General features: G+C 37.3%; 12 protein-coding genes, 2 tRNA genes and 3 rRNA genes. 2 read left to right on the plus strand and 15 right to left on the minus strand.

All coding sequences use genetic code 11. The annotated features are described in order from the left end of the window. Positions 1-6 precede the first annotated feature (6 nt). From rrf to LNP81_RS02775, 7 genes are all read right to left on the minus strand, one after another. Positions 7-116: ribosomal RNA gene (gene rrf, locus LNP81_RS02745) — 5S ribosomal RNA — on the minus strand. A 161-nt stretch (positions 117-277) separates the two neighbouring features. Continuing rightward, positions 278-3,161 (minus strand): 23S ribosomal RNA (locus LNP81_RS02750). Between the two features lie 186 nt (positions 3,162-3,347). Beyond that, positions 3,348-3,421, minus strand: a tRNA-Ala gene (locus tag LNP81_RS02755). A gap of 137 nt (positions 3,422-3,558) precedes the next feature. After that, positions 3,559-3,632, minus strand: a tRNA-Ile gene (locus LNP81_RS02760). Positions 3,633-3,759: 127 nt separating this feature from the next. Next, positions 3,760-5,273 (minus strand): 16S ribosomal RNA (locus LNP81_RS02765). Together the 16S, 23S and 5S rRNA genes with 2 tRNA genes alongside form the textbook arrangement of a ribosomal RNA operon. A 1,041-nt stretch (positions 5,274-6,314) precedes the next feature. Next, positions 6,315-7,550: an ABC transporter permease gene (locus tag LNP81_RS02770; RefSeq protein WP_230033251.1), complete on the minus strand. Its 1,236-nt coding sequence runs from the start codon at positions 7,548-7,550 to the stop codon at positions 6,315-6,317. 115 nt (positions 7,551-7,665) lie between these two features. Then, positions 7,666-8,160, minus strand: coding sequence for a YkgJ family cysteine cluster protein (locus LNP81_RS02775; protein ID WP_056248936.1), 495 nt, complete (start codon positions 8,158-8,160; stop codon positions 7,666-7,668). 74 nt (positions 8,161-8,234) lie between these two features. Between LNP81_RS02775 and LNP81_RS02780 the strand changes: the two genes are divergently transcribed. Continuing rightward, positions 8,235-8,942: a class I SAM-dependent methyltransferase gene (locus LNP81_RS02780; RefSeq protein WP_230033252.1), complete on the plus strand. Its 708-nt coding sequence runs from the start codon at positions 8,235-8,237 to the stop codon at positions 8,940-8,942. Between the two features lie 17 nt (positions 8,943-8,959). Next, a complete protein-coding gene (locus LNP81_RS02785; RefSeq protein ID WP_230033253.1) occupies positions 8,960-9,505 on the plus strand; it encodes a YfiT family bacillithiol transferase in 546 nt (181 codons plus the stop codon). Positions 9,506-9,590: 85 nt separating this feature from the next. Here the strand turns inward: LNP81_RS02785 and LNP81_RS02790 are convergent, their stop codons facing one another. From LNP81_RS02790 to LNP81_RS02825, 8 genes are all read right to left on the minus strand, one after another. Beyond that, entirely contained in the window at positions 9,591-10,223 is a 633-nt protein-coding gene (locus tag LNP81_RS02790) for a 7-carboxy-7-deazaguanine synthase QueE (RefSeq protein WP_230033255.1), read from the minus strand. A 100-nt stretch (positions 10,224-10,323) separates the two neighbouring features. After that, positions 10,324-11,991 (minus strand): tetratricopeptide repeat protein, encoded by a 1,668-nt coding sequence (locus LNP81_RS02795; RefSeq protein WP_230033258.1) that lies wholly within the window; start codon positions 11,989-11,991, stop codon positions 10,324-10,326. Positions 11,992-12,008: 17 nt separating this feature from the next. After that, positions 12,009-12,932 carry a PstS family phosphate ABC transporter substrate-binding protein gene (locus tag LNP81_RS02800; protein WP_230033260.1) on the minus strand — a complete coding sequence of 308 codons (924 nt, stop codon included), beginning with the start codon at positions 12,930-12,932 and terminating at the stop codon, positions 12,009-12,011. Between the two features lie 2 nt (positions 12,933-12,934). Next, positions 12,935-13,165 (minus strand): hypothetical protein, encoded by a 231-nt coding sequence (locus LNP81_RS02805; protein ID WP_194617802.1) that lies wholly within the window; start codon positions 13,163-13,165, stop codon positions 12,935-12,937. Further along, positions 13,165-13,965, minus strand: coding sequence for an energy transducer TonB (locus tag LNP81_RS02810; RefSeq protein WP_230033262.1), 801 nt, complete (start codon positions 13,963-13,965; stop codon positions 13,165-13,167). Before LNP81_RS02810 ends, LNP81_RS02805 begins: the two co-directional genes overlap by 1 nt. A gap of 36 nt (positions 13,966-14,001) precedes the next feature. Next, positions 14,002-14,562 carry an ExbD/TolR family protein gene (locus LNP81_RS02815; protein WP_194617800.1) on the minus strand — a complete coding sequence of 187 codons (561 nt, stop codon included), beginning with the start codon at positions 14,560-14,562 and terminating at the stop codon, positions 14,002-14,004. A 19-nt stretch (positions 14,563-14,581) separates the two neighbouring features. Further along, the gene (locus tag LNP81_RS02820; RefSeq protein ID WP_230033264.1) at positions 14,582-15,208 is read right to left on the minus strand and encodes an ExbD/TolR family protein; all 627 of its coding nucleotides are present in this window, start codon (positions 15,206-15,208) and stop codon (positions 14,582-14,584) included. A 56-nt stretch (positions 15,209-15,264) separates the two neighbouring features. Beyond that, positions 15,265-16,089: a MotA/TolQ/ExbB proton channel family protein gene (locus LNP81_RS02825; protein ID WP_065448545.1), complete on the minus strand. Its 825-nt coding sequence runs from the start codon at positions 16,087-16,089 to the stop codon at positions 15,265-15,267. Positions 16,090-16,455 lie beyond the last annotated feature (366 nt).

Below are 16,455 nucleotides of genomic sequence, written 5' to 3' on the forward strand. Positions count from 1 at the left end.
TTAAAAGAAAGGCGACGACATACTCTCCCACATAACTGCAGTACCATCTGCGCAGGCGGGCTTAACTACTCTGTTCGGGATGGGAAGAGGTGAGCCCCGCCGCAATAACCACCTTAAGAAGTTATAATTGCTTTGGGCAATTTGTTCTTCAATTTTTAATTTTTAATTCAAAATTTTTAATTGAAGTAATATCTTAACATACTGAGATAAAGAAAAGTATTTTTATTTATTATTTTTAGAAAGTTTCTTCTCCCGACCTGAGTCGGGAGAAAAGGGTGTACATAAGCTTACGGATTATTAGTACTACTCGACTATGACATTACTGCCTTTACATCTATAGCCTATCAACGTGGTCATCTTCCACGATCCTTAAAAGAAATCTCATCTTGTGGTGGGTTTCGCGCTTATATGCTTTCAGCGCTTATCCCTTCCAAACGTAGCTACTCTGCGGTGCCCCTGGCGGGACAACAGATACACTAGAGGTTTGTCCAATTCGGTCCTCTCGTACTAGAATCAGATCCACTCAAATTTCTAACGCCCACAGTAGATAGAGACCGAACTGTCTCACGACGTTCTGAACCCAGCTCGCGTGCCACTTTAATGGGCGAACAGCCCAACCCTTGGGACCTTCTCCAGCCCCAGGATGTGACGAGCCGACATCGAGGTGCCAAACCCCCCCGTCGATATGAGCTCTTGGGGGAGATCAGCCTGTTATCCCCGGCGTACCTTTTATCCTTTGAGCGATGGCCCTTCCATGCGGAACCACCGGATCACTATGCTCTACTTTCGTACCTGATCGACCTGTATGTCTCTCAGTCAAGCTCCCTTATGCCATTGCACTCTACGCACGGTTACCAAGCGTACTGAGGGAACCTTTAGAAGCCTCCGTTACTCTTTTGGAGGCGACCACCCCAGTCAAACTACCCACCAAGCAATGTCCCCCGCAAAACGGGGTTAGGCCTCAGATAAACAAAGGGTTGTATTTCAACAATGACTCCACAACGCCTGGCGACGCCACTTCACAGTCTCCAACCTATCCTACACATCATTTATCCAAGGTCAATACTAAGCTATAGTAAAGGTGCACAGGGTCTTTTCGTCCCACTGCGGGTAAACGGCATCTTCACCGTTACTACAATTTCACCGAGCTCATGGCTGAGACAGTGTCCAGATCGTTACACCATTCGTGCAGGTCGGAACTTACCCGACAAGGAATTTCGCTACCTTAGGACCGTTATAGTTACGGCCGCCGTTTACTGGGGCTTCAATTCAATGCTTCTCCGAAGATAACATCTCCTCTTAACCTTCCAGCACCGGGCAGGTGTCAGGCCCTATACTTCATCTTACGATTTTGCAGAGCCCTGTGTTTTTGATAAACAGTCGCCTGGACCTCTTCACTGCGGCCAGCATTGCTGCTGGCGACCTTTCTCCCGAAGTTACAGGTCTATTTTGCCTAATTCCTTAGCCATGAATCTCTCGAGCACCTTAGGATTCTCTCCTCAACTACCTGTGTCGGTTTACGGTACTGGTACTAATTACCTGAAGTTTAGAGGTTTTTCTTGGAAGCCCTTAGGCGCACTATCTCTTTGTCCGAAGACTCCGAGTACTATCGTATTTCCCCAAAATCTGTGGATTTGCCTGCAGATCTTATAGGTAGGTACTTCAACGAACTATTCCGTCAGTTCGCGGCGCTTTCATCACTCCGTCACCCCATCACAGTAATTAGTAGTACGGGAATATTAACCCGTTAGCCATCGACTGTCCCTTTCGGGTTCGCCTTAGGACCAGACTAACCCACAGCTGATTAGCATAGCTGTGGAAACCTTAGTTTTTCGGTGTGCGGGTTTCTCGCCCGCATTATCGTTACTTATGCCTACATTTTCTTTTCTAACCAGTCCAGCATACCTTACGATACACCTTCAACCCTGTTAGAATGCTCCCCTACCACTTAGAGTAAACTCTAAATCCATAGCTTCGGTAATATACTTATGCCCGATTATTATCCATGCTCGTCCGCTCGACTAGTGAGCTGTTACGCACTCTTTAAATGAATGGCTGCTTCCAAGCCAACATCCTAGCTGTCTGGGCAGACAAACCTCGTTCTTTCAACTTAGTATATATTTGGGGACCTTAGCTGATGGTCTGGGTTCTTTCCCTCTCGGACTTGGACCTTAGCACCCAAGCCCTCACTGTTATGAAACATTATATAGCATTCGGAGTTTGTCAGGAATTGGTAGGCGGTGAAGCCCCCGCATCCAATCAGTAGCTCTACCTCTATATAACTTTACGCATAACGCTGCACCTAAATGCATTTCGGGGAGTACGAGCTATTTCCGAGTTTGATTGGCCTTTCACCCCTACCCACAGGTCATCCGAAGACTTTTCAACGTCAACCGGTTCGGACCTCCACTGTGTGTTACCACAGCTTCATCCTGCCCATGGGTAGATCACACGGTTTCGCGTCTAACACTACTGACTAAAGCGCCCTATTCAGACTCGCTTTCGCTACGGATCCGTGGCTTAACCACTTAACCTTGCCAGCAACGTTAACTCGTAGGCTCATTATGCAAAAGGCACGCCGTCACCCCACGAAAGGGCTCCGACCGCTTGTAAGCGTATGGTTTCAGGATCTATTTCACTCCGTTATTCACGGTTCTTTTCACCTTTCCCTCACGGTACTGGTTCACTATCGGTCTCTCAGGAGTATTTAGCCTTAGCGGATGGTCCCGCCAAATTCAGACAGGGTTTCACGTGCCCCGCCCTACTCAGGATACCACTATCTATTATACTCGTTACCCATACGGGACTATCACCCTCTATGGTGTCACTTTCCAGTAACTTCCGGTTCCTTGTACATAAAATGTCGTGGTCCTACAACCCCAATCTTGCCGTAACAACATTGGTTTGGGCTAATCCGCGTTCGCTCGCCACTACTTACGGAATCACTTTTGTTTTCTTCTCCTCCGCCTACTTAGATGTTTCAGTTCAGCGGGTTTGCCCACCTATCGGTGTACTATGTCTTCAACATAGTGGGTTGCCCCATTCAGGTATCTACGGATCAATCGGTGTGTGCCCGTCCCCGTAGCTTTTCGCAGCTTATCACGCCTTTCATCGCCTCTGAGAGCCAAGGCATCCCCCATACGCCCTTATTTTGCTTATTGTACCAATCATAAAATCAATTATGACCGTTTTTTTTGTCTTTATTATTGCTAATAAAAACGCTTTCTACTTTTTATTATTTTCTTATCTCAATATGTCAATGAACTTTAAGCCAGTGCTCAGTTTACAGTTTTTAGTATTCAGTTTGCACCGAACAACAACCACCATTTTACCGATCACTACTTTTGTGGAGAATAACGGAGTCGAACCGTTGACCTCCTGCGTGCAAGGCAGGCGCTCTAGCCAGCTGAGCTAATCCCCCATTTTTTAGTTGTCAGTTAACAGTCCTCAGTTAACAGTACTTAAAACGGTTACTCAACCTCTAAAATTTCCTTTTTCTAAGTTTACAGTCTTTTTTAATTTTTAATTCTCAATTTTTAATTGAAAACCTTAAAAAAGTAGTCCCGGGCAGACTCGAACTGCCGACCCCTACATTATCAGTGTAGTACTCTAACCAGCTGAGCTACGAGACTCTGTTTTACTTAAAATTTATTATTTGAACTAACAGCAAGAGTAAAATAGTCTTAAAATTATAATCCTATAAAGCTTCTTCTTTTTTCCTCAGCGTGTTGATAAATCAACTAACACATAAGGCTCTAGAAAGGAGGTGTTCCAGCCGCACCTTCCGGTACGGCTACCTTGTTACGACTTAGCCCTAGTTACCAGTTTTACCCTAGGCAGCTCCTTGCGGTCACCGACTTCAGGCACCCCCAGCTTCCATGGCTTGACGGGCGGTGTGTACAAGGCCCGGGAACGTATTCACCGGATCATGGCTGATATCCGATTACTAGCGATTCCAGCTTCACGGAGTCGAGTTGCAGACTCCGATCCGAACTGTGACCGGTTTTATAGATTCGCTCCTGGTCGCCCAGTGGCTGCTCTCTGTACCGGCCATTGTAGCACGTGTGTAGCCCAAGGCGTAAGGGCCGTGATGATTTGACGTCATCCCCACCTTCCTCACAGTTTGCACTGGCAGTCTTGTTAGAGTTCCCGACTTGACTCGCTGGCAACTAACAACAGGGGTTGCGCTCGTTATAGGACTTAACCTGACACCTCACGGCACGAGCTGACGACAACCATGCAGCACCTTGTAAATTGTCTTGCGAAAGATCTGTTTCCAAACCGGTCAATCTACATTTAAGCCTTGGTAAGGTTCCTCGCGTATCATCGAATTAAACCACATGCTCCACCGCTTGTGCGGGCCCCCGTCAATTCCTTTGAGTTTCATTCTTGCGAACGTACTCCCCAGGTGGGATACTTATCACTTTCGCTTAGCCACTGAAATTGCTCCCAACAGCTAGTATCCATCGTTTACGGCGTGGACTACCAGGGTATCTAATCCTGTTCGCTACCCACGCTTTCGTCCATCAGCGTCAATCAATTAGTAGTAACCTGCCTTCGCAATTGGTATTCCATGTAATCTCTAAGCATTTCACCGCTACACTACATATTCTAGTTACTTCCTAATAATTCAAGTCTAACAGTATCAATGGCCGTTCCACCGTTGAGCGATGGGCTTTCACCACTGACTTATTAAACCGCCTACGGACCCTTTAAACCCAATGATTCCGGATAACGCTTGGATCCTCCGTATTACCGCGGCTGCTGGCACGGAGTTAGCCGATCCTTATTCTTACGATACCGTCAAGTTCCGACACGTCGGGATGTTTCTTCTCGTATAAAAGCAGTTTACAATCCATAGGACCGTCATCCTGCACGCGGCATGGCTGGATCAGGCTTGCGCCCATTGTCCAATATTCCTCACTGCTGCCTCCCGTAGGAGTCTGGTCCGTGTCTCAGTACCAGTGTGGGGGATCTCCCTCTCAGGACCCCTACCCATCGTAGCCTTGGTAAGCCGTTACCTTACCAACTAGCTAATGGGACGCATGCTCATCTTTTACCGTTGTGACTTTAATAGTGGTTTCATGCGAAACTGCTATACTATGAGGTATTAATCCAAATTTCTCTGGGCTATCCCTCTGTAAAAGGTAGATTGCATACGCGTTACGCACCCGTGCGCCGGTCTCTACTTCCGAAGAAGTATACCCCTCGACTTGCATGTGTTAAGCCTGCCGCTAGCGTTCATCCTGAGCCAGGATCAAACTCTTCATCGTATATTGTTTGCTTGATTGCTCAAGCTATTGTTATTCGAATCAGTCTCTATCGGTTATTCTTTAATCTCTCGATTATTTTACTCTTTATTCTCTTGCTCTAACATCTCTGTTAAAGCGGCTGTCAATTCAATATGTCTACGAACGTGTGTTTCAATTTTGTTGCGCTTGTGTTGCAAAGCGGGTGCAAAAGTAGAAAACTTATTTTTAACCGGCAAATGTTTTTTGAAGTTTTTTCTAAAGAAAATTTCTTTTCTTTTTACTTCTAAAACCTACCAATCCATCAATGAACTTTCCGTGTTTTGCGGGGTGCAAATGTAACATCCGTTTTCAAATCTCACAAGCTTTTCGCAATCTTTTTTTTGAAAATAAATTTTCTCATTGATCTCGTTTGCTTGTCAGTATTTCAGTGAACGTCTATCGCTGTTGCGGGTGCAAAAGTAGACCCTTTATTTACATTTACAAGCTTTTTTATTATATAATTTCAATGTTTTTAGAAACTTTTTCTTAACACTCTGATAACACTAAACTTAGAAATTCACCTTTTTTATCGTTTCTAAGATTTTTCTGATTAGGCATGTGTTTTTCGCAATAATACTATTTAATAAAAGCCCATTTTTAAAGACTTCGCTGCTTTAACGGATGTTTAATGACTTGTTTTGAATAAGACTGTTTTGAAGTGGATTACCACGAAGACACTAAGACGCTAAGCTTGTGCTCCTGCTTCTAAGCTTGATTTACCGATTTTAACTATGCAATCCCGATAGCTATAGGAACAAAGGCGCTATGTGTTTTGCTATTTGAAGCGTTTTATTTCTCTTTTATCCCCAATGTTCTTCTGAAGACCACTGCCCTAGCCCCGATAGTAGTGGAAATCCTTTTACTTTTTTCTTTAAAAAGTAAAAGATTGGAACGAATAGCGGGAAATAGCTCCTAATTAAATTCCAAATCTGAAACTTCAAATTTCAAAATTACTCGTTCTTATATATAGTATAAAATACAAAACCCGTTAGTTAGACTAACGGGTTATGAATTTATGAATTACTAATCAAAACGAATCGCTTTGACTGGTGAGATCTTCGTTATTATATAGGACGGAATTAACAGCACAATAAAACAAACTGTAATAGTGAGTAAATTTAGCAAGGCGATATATCCCCAGTTTAGATAAACCGGTGCCTGGTTGACGTAGTAGTTTTCAGGATTTAACTGAACGACTCCGAATTGCTGCTGGATTAACAAGATGGCAATCCCTATTAGATTACCCCAAAACAATCCTCGTATAATAAGATAGAATGCGTTGTATAAAAATATTTTGCGGACTGTCCAGTTATTTGCTCCCATTGCTTTTAGAATTCCGATCATTTGGGTGCGCTCTAATATAAGCACCAATAATGCGACCACCATATTTATGGTAGCTACCAGGATCATAACTCCGAGGATAACGACGATATTGAAATCGAAAAGTTGTAGCCAATCAAAAATATAGCTGTATTTTTCGATTATAGTTTTTGTATCTAAATTCGATGATGTTTGATCGTATACCTGAATTCCTGTTGATTTAATATTATCGAAGTCTTTTACAAATACTTCAAAAGCTCCAACCTGATCGGGGCTCCATTTATTGATTCGCTGAATGTGACGAATATCTCCTATTATATAGGTCGCATCGAATTGTTGAAATCCCGAATTGAAAATACCTTTAATTTTGAATCGGCGACTGTTTGGCATTTTTCCTTGTTCTTCTTTTATAAAGAAAGTATTGAAATTATCTCCTACTTTCAAATTAAGGCGATCTGCAAGAAGTCTGGAAATTAAAACTTCTTCGTTTAGGGTTTTAGAAAAATCAGGCACTTTACCCTCTACAATATATTCCTTTATATTATTCCAGTCGTAATCTCCTCCTACTCCTTTGAAAACAATTCCTTCGAAAGCATTTTCGGTTCTAATAATTCCGGCTTTAGTTGCTATTGCCTGAATATGACTTACCTCTGGAACTGATTTGAAATTGGGGTAAAAATCCTGTTTTTTGGAAATTGGGGTTAAAGTGACTTCAGAATTGTTATTATCAAAATTTGATATTATAATCTGGCCATTGAAAGCTGAAACTTTATCACGTATTTTTTGCTGCAATCCTATTCCGGTAGCAACTGAAACTATCATCATAATAATACCAATGGCAATGGCCGAAATGGCAATTTTGATAATTGGCGCTGATATACTGCTTTTATAATCTTTGGCAGTTATAAGTCTTCTTGCTATGAAATATTCTAAACTCAAATTTGGGTTGTCTTTTTATTAATTATCATTGGACTTCATCTATCCGAATCAAAAATACATTTTAAAAAGTAAAATCGAATGGCTTCTAAAAACAATTACAAAAGTTTTAAAACTCTCATAATGGAAGTTTCTTTTTCATCTCTTCTACTATATTATATGCTGCCGGACAAATGGCAACATTTTTTAAGGTAAGATCTGTAATTTGATTAAACTTTTTACGATCTGTATGCGGAAATTCTCGGCATGCCTTTGGACGAACATCATAAATCATGCAATAATTCTCGCTATCCAGAAAAGTACACGGAACGCTTTTTAGTACATAGTCTTTATCTTCATCTATTCGAAGATACTGTTCGATGAATTGCTGTGGTTTTTGTCTGAATGATTTTGAAATTCGTTCGATATCTGCCAAAGTAAATAATGGCCCGGTTGTTTTACAACAATTGGCGCACTGTAAACAATCTGTCTTTTTAAATTCGGCATCATGCAGATCCTGCATAACATAATCTAAATTCTTAGGTTGTTTCTTTTTCAGCTTATCAAAATACTTTTTGTTTTCGATATGCTTATCTTTGGCTAACTTATTTAAGTTATTTAAAATTTGTTTCAAGTTTACTTTTTAAAGTTGATGTGCAAAATTAAACAACTTTAAACTTGAAACCCTAAACTTTGAACTAAAATACGATGAAAGATCTATTTGGGAAGGCGATGTTCGACTTTCAAACCAATAATTCACCTGAAGATATCATTACAGAAACGACAATTTCTGAAGAGGACGAAATGAGTGTTGATTATTTATTCCGTTCTTATAACGAAATGCCTAAACTTGAGCAAAAAGCATTGCAATTGGCCACTGGAAAAACATTAGACGTTGGGTGCGGCGCCGGAAGCCACAGTTTGTCTTTGCAAAATGATCGCAATTTAGATGTTACATCGATAGATATTTCAGCAAAAGCTATTGAAACTTGTAAACTTCGCGGTGTTAAAAATGCAAAAGTTGAAAATATATTAGATTTTGAAGGAGAAAAATTTGATACCATAATTTTATTAATGAATGGTGTTGGTATTTTTGGCAAACTTGAAAATTGCAATAAATTTCTATCCAAACTAAAATCTCTTTTAAATCCGGGCGGACAAATTTTACTGGATAGCTCCGATATCATTTATATGTTTGACGAAGATGAAGATGGCGGAAAATGGATTCCCTCTAATAATGATTATTACGGCGAACTTGTTTTTAATATCTCTTATAAAGGAGAAAAAGAAGAACCTTTTGACTGGTTGTATTTAGATTACAATACACTTCAAAATGCAGCTGTTGCAAACGGATTAAAATGCGAACTCATTTTAGAAGGTGAACATTATGATTATTTGGCTAAACTTTCGATTTAAAATAAAAATTAACGATCATGGAAGCATTAGATTTAGAAAAATTAAAATATCCGATAGGAAAATTTGAGTTCCCAACGGAATTTAGCCTCGAATATATTTCTGATAAAATTCATGAAATCGAATCTTTTCCTGAGAGATTGAAAAAAGAAACGATTCATTTAACAGATGAACAATTGGATACACCTTATCGTCCCGGCGGATGGACGGTTCGACAAGTGATTCATCATTGTGCCGAAAGCCATATGAATTGTTATATCAGAATAAAATGGGCTTTGACAGAAAATAATCCTGTAATAAAACCATATGATGAAAATTTATGGTCGGACTTGCCTGATAATTTGAAGATGCCCATTAAACCAACATTGACACTGCTTGATGGATTACATTTTAGACTGGCTTTTATTATGAAGAATTTACCTGATGAAGATCTTGAAAAATCTTTTATTCATCCGGAAAACAATTCAGAATATAAAATAAAACTATTAATGGCCACATACGCCTGGCACGGTAATCATCATTTAGCGCATATTACTACTTTAAAAAAATATAAAAACTGGAAATAAAAGCAATGTTTCTTTTTTATACACTGTATACAATTTATCCTTAATAAAAAAAAATCTCTTCGGCTGAAGAGATTTTTTTTGCCCTTTAAGGAATATTCAAATATTTATGCGTTTGAAGTGAAACTCTCCACTTGGGATTATTCATTACATAATCTACAATCAGAGGTGTCATTTCTTCTTTTTTGCTCCACTCCGGTTGAAGAAACAATATTGCTTTGTCATTTACGAGCTCTGCTTGTTCTTCTGCAAAAATAAAATCGTGTTTGTTATAAATAATTACCTTTAACTCGTGCGCACTATCATACACCGTTTGTGTTGGTAATTTATTTTTTTTAGGCGAAAGACAAATCCAATCCCATGTACCCGTTAATGGATAGGCTCCTGAGGTTTCGATATGAACTTTTAAATTTCTATTTTTTAATTCCTGAGTTAACAAACTCATATCCCAGGTCAAAGGTTCTCCTCCAGTTATCACAACAGTGTCAGCATAAGTTGCTGCATTATTTACAATTAAATCAACACTTGTTGGCGGATGTAACTCTGCATTCCAGCTCTCCTTCACATCACACCAGTGACAACCAACATCACAACCTCCAATTCGTATAAAGTAAGCGGCCGTTCCTGTATGAAAACCTTCTCCCTGAATGGTATAAAACTCTTCCATCAAAGGTAACATAGCTCCTTTATTTACTTCTAATTGTATTTCTTTTGATAACATTATTATATTTTAAAGTGCAAAGATAGTCAATTAAATACGGAACAAAAAAAACCGATAGTCCAAAGAACTATCGGTTTTATATTTAATAAAAGACCTTATATTATTTTAAAGCTTTTACAGATTGTGCAGCGTAAGCGTTTGCAGGATCTAAAACTAAAGTTTTATTGAAATATTCAATTGCTTTAGCTTTATCTGTATTTGCATAACTAGCACCGATACTATTGTAAGCTTCGATTACTTTTTTAACTGTAGCAGGTTTTGCTAATTCTTCAGGACCTTTTGCAGTTGTTTTAGTTACATACTCTTCGTAATTTTTGATAATTAAATCATCTTTCTCAAGTAAGTTATTAATTCTTCCTTTGTATAAGTATGCTTCATCATAAGTTGGAGAAGCTTCTAAAACTCTGTCAAAAGCACCTTCAGCTTTAGCTAAAGCAGCAGCATCCGGAGCACCATCTTTTTTATTTGCATTAGCATAATAAAGTGAAATACCATAATATACATTGTCATCTAAATAATTTTTAGATTCTTTGTTATTAACTGCAAGTTCAAAAACAGTTGCAGCTTGTGCAAATTGCTTTTTACCAAACAATGCTTTTCCTAGATCAGCAAGTTCTTCAACTACTAAAGGCTCTAATTCAATTGCTTTTTTAACATCAGCAATACCAGCATCAAAAGCTGCCTGATCTACAACTCCTTCAGCATTTGTTCCTTTTTTAATTTTTGACAATCCTAAATACAAATAATCTCTACTAATTACTTTGTTTGAAGGTACTTTAATAAAATCTTCGATAGATTTAATTGCTACATCAACATTTCCGTTTTCGTAAGCAGCATAACCTAAATACCTGTAAATTCTTGGATTTACTTTATCTTCAGCAATCATTTTGTTTGCTACAGTCTCAAGAGTTTTATAATCTTTTACCAAGATTAAGAAATCTGCATGACGCATTTTCGAATCTAAAGAGTAATCTGTAAGACTTAAATATTTTTCGTAGTTAGTGATTGCATTTTGCATATTTACTTTAGCGGTAGAAGTTTTGTTTCTTCCCCATTTGTAATATGTTTCAGCTAATTCTCTGTAAACCGGACCATAATTAGGGTTGATCGCGATAACTTCATTAAAAGATTTAATTGCTTCTTCGTATGATTTAGCACCTTTTAATAAAACTCCTAATTGCATTTTTGCTCTTAAAAGTGTTGGATCTGCAGTAAATGCATCACGGTAAGCTTTGTACGCATCATTTTGATTGTTTGAACCATAGTAAGCATCTCCAATTGTTAAAAGAGCAGTTGCATTTTGAGGCTCAAGTACCAAAGCACGTTTCAAGATCGCAATAGCACCAGGATAATCTGGTGAAGTTGAATTAATATATGCTCTACCAATGTAAATAAATTCATCTACATCTTTACGTTTCATATCTTTTGTAGCTAAACCAAAGTTAGCCTGAGCTGCAGCAGCATTTTTAGCATCAAGATCTATCTGACCTAATCCGATATAATTTAAATTTTTCTTATCAGATGCTTGTAATCCATTTGCGTAATAAATTTTGGCTGAATCAATAATAGATTGATTTAAATATATATTACCTAAAACAAAATTAGCTTCTCCGTCAGAAGGTTTTGCTTTGATGATTGTTTTAAGCAAAGACTTTGCTTTTTGAAATTGTTCAGCATCGATTGCTTTTTTAGCTTCTTTGATGTCTTGCGCTTTTGCAACAGTAGCTGAAGCAACTAAGGCAAGACTAAAAATTTTAAATTTATTCATCTTTAATTGTAATTAATTTATTCTTTATCTTTAATAATTTGACTTCTAATTTTAAGATTTCTTCCTGGAGTTCTAACAGGCAATAATCCCGATTTTAAAACAATACGTTGTCCGATGTCTCCTGAAATGAATGAAGCGAACCCCATTCCTAAACCAGTATAACCCTGACAATTTATAATAAACAAATCACGTGCCAAAGGATATTTTTTCTCACCAAGATCATTTTGAGTAGGACTATAGTATCCCCCACCATTTAGACCTTTTACACTCATAACGTTTATCTTTTTAACAATGTCGAGCATATTTGGAGATGGCTGATACAACCAATTTACTCCAACTACTCCAATCATACCATCATTCTCAGACACGAATTTAATAACTTCGTAGTTAGTTTTAAAAGAAAAAACATTTTTTGATGGAATATCTTTCACCTTAGCCAATTCTTTCATGTATCGTACCGTACTTGAATTTGGATTATCAAAAACAAGTCCCTTGATTTCAGAATCTGATTTGCCTTGTAAAAAATCAATCACGGTTTTCAACGCAATTAATGTATCATTATTGCTTTTATTAGTAACAAAAGCAATTGCATCTGATGCAAACGGCGTTACTCTAGGATTAATCTTGCTTTTTTCGAATCTTGTTTTCTCTTCCTGAGTCAAATCTCTGGTAGTAACAACCACTTTTGCTTTTTGATTTAACAAATCATTTATAAGCTCAGCTTCAGATTTAGGCTTTAATGAAATCTTAGCATCATAGTAAGTACCTTCAAAAACAGCCACCATATCTTCTACAATAGGTTTTATTGTTTCATCTACAGTAATATCTATAGATCCTTTTAAAATTGTTTCATTATCAGCTTCATTTTTACTTTTTTGGTTACACATGGCAAACAAAAAAACAAAAACTACCAAACCTACAATTTTACCATATTTGAACATAATTATTCTGCGTTTGAATTGATTAATCTTAAAAAACGAATTCCTGAATATACGATCAATAATCCGCCAAAAGCATATCTGTATTTAGGTTCCATGTCTAAAGGAAGTTTCTTCCAGAACATAATCATTAAACCCAGTACAAGATATATTAAAAAAAACATTATTCCTAAAACAAGAAGAAATCGCTCTTTGAGCGATTTCTTCTGAATATTATTAAGCTTATCTTTTAACATTATTCTGCAGATTGAATAGTAATAGGAAGCGAGTAAAGTACCCTAACTTTTTTACCATTTTGTTCGCCGGGAGTCCATTTTGGACATTTTTTAAGAACACGAATTGCTTCTGCTCCTGTACCGTAACCGATATCCCTTAAAACTTTAATGTCGGTTAATGAACCGTCTTTTTCAACTACAAAAGTAACATAAACTTTACCTTTTAAACCTTCTTCTTCCGGAGTCTTGTAATTGTTTCCTACGAATTTGTAGAACTTTTCAATTCCTCCAGGGAAATCTGGTTTTACTTCGATACCAGCCGTGTTGTAAACGTTGTTATCTTCTTGGATGATCTCCTGAACAGGTCCTTTACCAACTGGCTCATCAACAGTTAAAACTGCATCCGGATCTCCTTTGATAGTTTCGTTACCTACTTTTTTATCCTTAAGATCCACAATTTTTGGTGGGTCTTCAGTAATTTCGTTTGCTTTAGCAACTACCGGTTTCACAAACTTCACCTGATCCACTTTTGGTGGTGGTGGTGGTGGTGGCGGTTGATTTGGCTTAATTTCCTCTTTTTTAGGAGGCAATTTTACTGTTGCGATTTTAATATCGTTGTTTACCACTTCTTCTTCAGAATCTGGTAAGAAGCTTGCAATAAGAGGAGCTGCAACAGCAGCGCTAAAGATAAGTGAACCAATAATAAGCGCCTTTACAGTCGTCTTACCGTTAGCTTTTCTTAACTCATATGCACCATATATCTTATTACGCCCTTCGAATACGATATCAAGCCACTGATTTTTAATTATATCTAGTTTCATATTTCTTGATTATTAAGGATTAAAACAAGATTGCTCTTATTTTTTATCTATCAATTTCGTTTCTTCTGGACTAAACTCAGGAACAATCGCATAAGTCTCTACACCTGAAATTGCCATTTCATCCAAAATATCAACCAAATTACGGTAATTTGATTTCTTAGTTGGCTTGATAATAACTATAATTCCATTTTTAGGTTTCCCTAAAGCTGTAGAATAAGCTAAAACTGCTTTTTTCTGAGTTAATAATTCTTTACGAATTCCGTCTTTACCATAGGCAATATCCTTTGGACCTACTTTAGGAGTTGCAAGCAATCCCATATAATAAACCATTTTATTATCGGCACCAAGCATTACAGTCATCGTACGATTTTCATCTACTTTTGTATCCTCCGTTTTCTTAGTAGGATCTGGATCTTTATCTGGCAGAGACAAATCCATCGCTTGAGGTTTTGACAACGATGTGGTTAACATAAAGAACGTGATCAATAAGAATGCCAAATCCACCATTGCCGTTAAATCGACTTTAGAATTCTGCTTTTTACTTCTTACTTTACCACCTTTTCCGCCACCACCGTCGCCGGTATTTAATTCAGCCATTTTAGTGTATATTTTTTAATTAAAAGTCTCTTCCTCTCGTACCTGTAACTAAGTTAAAGGAATTGATTTTCTGATCTTGTAGAATATCCATTATCTTTTTGATTTGTGGATATTGTTCTTTAGCATCACCTTTTATTGCAATTTTCAATTCTTTATCATCAAGATCAATCGAAGCTCTTCTTGAAACCAAAAGCCAGTCTTTTAATTGATTATCTAATGAATCTATTGGAATTCCAGGTTGATTTGCTTTTGTTCTGTCAGCCGCTTTCAGATCGATAATTTGTTTCAAATTTGTCAATGGCACACCAAAGTCATCCATTAAAGCAAATTTAGTTTTATCGTCTTCTGTAAAAGTAACACCGTATTTTGCACCCATACCTTCAAGAGTTCTTTTACGAATCTCTCTACCTTTTAGATCAAAAAACACTTTGCTTTTTCCATCTGCACCTTTTCCTATTGTAATAATTGCTAAATCCGAATCAGGTAATTTAGTTTGAGCAACAGAAGAAGGCATATCTACAGGAAGTGCTTCTGGCACTTTAGCAGTAGCGGTCAAAATAAAGAACGTAAGCAAAAGGAACGCAACATCACACATGGCAGTCATATCTGTCGATGTTGACTTTTTTTTCATTTTTATTTTAGCCATTATCTTTTATTTTATTTTGATATAATTAATTGTAATTAATACTAATCAAAAATTAATTATTGTTTCAAACTTCCTCTGAATCTTCTGTAAGTATTTACAATTGTAGTACCAGCCTCATCGATAGAGTAAGTTAAATCATCAATTTTAGCAGTAAAGAAGTTATAAGAAACGATCGCTAAGATTGAAGTAGAGATACCTGTTGCAGTGTTGATAAGTGCTTCAGAGATACCTGTTGCAAGAGCAGCTTGATCTGGAGTTCCAGCAGAAGCTAACGCACCAAACGCTTTAATCATACCTGATACAGTTCCTAATAATCCTCCTAATGTACCTAAAGATACTAAAGTAGAGATAATAGTCATATTTTTTTCTAACATTGGCATTTCTAATGAAGTTGCCTCTTCGATTTCTTTGTGGATTACTTCTGCAGCTTCTTCACTGTTGAAACCTTCTTTTTTAACATCTTGGTATTTTACCAAAGCAGATTTAATTGCATTTGCAACTGAACCTTGTTGTTTGTCACATGAAGCGATAGCAGCCTCGATGTTTCCTTCTTTAATGTTTCCTTGTACATTTTTCATAAATGTATCTAAGTTTGCTTTACCAGCAGCTTTACCAATAACGATAAATCTTTCAATAGAAAAAACAACAACCATTAAAAACATACCTAATAATACCGGTACAATAAAACCTCCTTTATAAACTTGACCTAATGTATTGATCGGGTGACCTGTTTCTGGGTTACCTCCTTCGAAGTTAGCAGCATCTCCCATGATTACTTTCCAAATAAACACCCCAACTAAAATACACGCAACAATAATGATTCCTGTAATCATTCCTCCTCCATTTGAAGTGCTTTCTTTTTTAACTTTAACGTTTGCCATTTTTTTTAATTTTAATAGTTTTAAATAATTTTTATTTTTTAGTTATATTTAACTTGTAGAGGAGCAAATTTATACGTTTAGTTTAAATAAAAAAACTTTTTTTAATTTAATTGAATGAAATTTAACGTCAATTTAAAAAATATCTCATTAAATTGCCGGCGTCATTTTTTAGATAAAACAAAAAACAGGGCGATTAATGGGAAAATTACAACGTTTTAGTAAATATTCAAACATTCCGTTGATATCTTCTTAAAAAGATGCGAAATTATTTTTTATATAATTTTCAACCCACAAAAGCTTTTTCTTACTAAAAAAAACGAAGGCAAAATGTTAAAAAACCAAGCAATACTCTTATAATCATCTAAA

Source organism: Flavobacterium piscisymbiosum (genome assembly GCF_020905295.1).
Taxonomy (GTDB): domain Bacteria; phylum Bacteroidota; class Bacteroidia; order Flavobacteriales; family Flavobacteriaceae; genus Flavobacterium; species Flavobacterium piscisymbiosum.

What these genes read in the sequence shown, in the direction of transcription:
- LNP81_RS02825 (WP_065448545.1), bottom strand. Translation starts at nt 16,089, where the DNA reads ATGGCAAACGTTAAAGTTAAAAAAGAAAGCACTTCAAATGGAGGAGGA.
- LNP81_RS02805 (WP_194617802.1), bottom strand. Translation starts at nt 13,165, where the DNA reads ATGTTAAAAGATAAGCTTAATAATATTCAGAAGAAATCGCTCAAAGAG.
- LNP81_RS02785 (WP_230033253.1), top strand. Translation starts at nt 8,960, where the DNA reads ATGGAAGCATTAGATTTAGAAAAATTAAAATATCCGATAGGAAAATTT.
- LNP81_RS02800 (WP_230033260.1), bottom strand. Translation starts at nt 12,932, where the DNA reads ATGTTCAAATATGGTAAAATTGTAGGTTTGGTAGTTTTTGTTTTTTTG.
- LNP81_RS02780 (WP_230033252.1), top strand. Translation starts at nt 8,235, where the DNA reads ATGAAAGATCTATTTGGGAAGGCGATGTTCGACTTTCAAACCAATAAT.
- LNP81_RS02790 (WP_230033255.1), bottom strand. Translation starts at nt 10,223, where the DNA reads ATGTTATCAAAAGAAATACAATTAGAAGTAAATAAAGGAGCTATGTTA.
- LNP81_RS02795 (WP_230033258.1), bottom strand. Translation starts at nt 11,991, where the DNA reads ATGAATAAATTTAAAATTTTTAGTCTTGCCTTAGTTGCTTCAGCTACT.
- LNP81_RS02810 (WP_230033262.1), bottom strand. Translation starts at nt 13,965, where the DNA reads ATGAAACTAGATATAATTAAAAATCAGTGGCTTGATATCGTATTCGAA.
- LNP81_RS02820 (WP_230033264.1), bottom strand. Translation starts at nt 15,208, where the DNA reads ATGGCTAAAATAAAAATGAAAAAAAAGTCAACATCGACAGATATGACT.
- LNP81_RS02815 (WP_194617800.1), bottom strand. Translation starts at nt 14,562, where the DNA reads ATGGCTGAATTAAATACCGGCGACGGTGGTGGCGGAAAAGGTGGTAAA.